The organism is Zunongwangia mangrovi (genome assembly GCF_900112105.1).
GTDB lineage: Bacteria > Bacteroidota > Bacteroidia > Flavobacteriales > Flavobacteriaceae > Zunongwangia > Zunongwangia mangrovi.
Genome location: NZ_FOKV01000032.1, coordinates 1 through 1,447 on the forward strand (window position 1 = coordinate 1; position 1,447 = coordinate 1,447).

A 1,447-nucleotide genomic window follows, 5' to 3' on the forward strand; every position below is an offset into this window, starting at 1 on the left:
TTCCTACAAAAGGAATAAACAAAATTTAGAACTATTGACCATTTAATCTGTCGAAAATTGAATCAAAAATGGTCAACCTATTTCAGTATAATACACAACAATTGATTAAGTGAGGCAAATATTTGGAAAACTAACAAAAGAACTTAATAAGCACACAAATTCAAAAGATGTAGGAAAAGATATTGGTTTTCCTATCAAAAGTTATAGAGATTTGGTCGAACAAGTTGCTAAACTTTCGTATCTAAACAAAGATCACTTACTTTTTTTTCGAGGACAAAAAAATGATTATAAAAATAAAGCTGATAAATCTACTTTTTATCCCACAATTTATCGCGGAGATCATTTGACACAAGAAGAATTAGATTATCGTTTCGACAAACTTAACAGTGCAAGTAAAATTTTGGTTGAATTGTTTAGAAAACATAAAGTTGATGGAATAACAGAGTTCCGTAGAAAAAAACTAATTCAATGGAGTGTTTTACAACATTATGAAGTAACAGAAACTCCATTAATTGATATCACACAATCATTGCGTGTTGCTTGTTCTTTTGCACAATATCAGAATGAACAAGAATCTGCTTATATATATGTTTTTGGTTTACCATATTATTCAAATAGAATTTCTAATAATTCCGAACACGATCTAGTAAATATTAGACTTTTAAGCATTACTCCACCACAAGCGTTGAGACCTTACTTTCAAGAAGGTTTTTTGATTGGAACAGAAGACATTACAAATGAATACGAGTATAAAGGAGAACTTGATTTAAATAACCGCTTGATAGCAAAATTTGAAATTACAAATAATGATGATTTTTGGGGTAAAGACTTTGATAGAATTCCTGAAAATGCGCTCTATCCAAAAAATGACAAAATTGAAAATATTTGCAATGAAATAGAGAGCAAAATACAAATTGAACTTGCTCCTATGAATATTGGAAACTTCTTAAAAACTTGGACTACCCTAGAAAATTCATTGATTAAACGTTCTAGAAAGTATATAAGAGAAACTCATAGATTAAGAGACGCTTTGTACATTTTAATGAAATATGAAGAAAATCTTGCGTCACTTTATAAACAAATTGACTCTTTACGAATGTTTCGAAATAAAGTTGTTCACAAACCCTTATCAGTTGAAAATGGCGAATTAACTTATCAAATCAATATATTAAACCAAGTAAATGAACAAATAAAAAAAGCACATAACACCGTATAACAACAATTGCGGCTTTGTGTCCTGCGGACACAACCGCGCAAGCATAAAAGTCGGGAATTTTAGCTATCTTAGTTTCTAACTAATCCGCAACTGATTGTTATACAAGACCGTTGTGAGCAATAAGCGCGGCTTTTGTACCGATAAAGGAGTATTTTCTAGAATCAAAAAAGGACGTAGCATTGCGTAAGTGTGAACGTTGAGGAAAGAATTTCCTTCAACCCAGGCTTTTCG

General features: G+C 30.9%; 1 protein-coding gene. It reads left to right on the forward strand.

Annotated features, from left to right (window positions below; genetic code table 11):
* Positions 1-109: 109 nt before the first annotated feature.
* A complete protein-coding gene (locus BM201_RS17980) occupies positions 110-1,216 on the forward strand; it encodes an FRG domain-containing protein (protein ID WP_092545213.1) in 1,107 nt (368 codons plus the stop codon).
* The last annotated feature ends 231 nt before the right edge of the window (positions 1,217-1,447 follow it).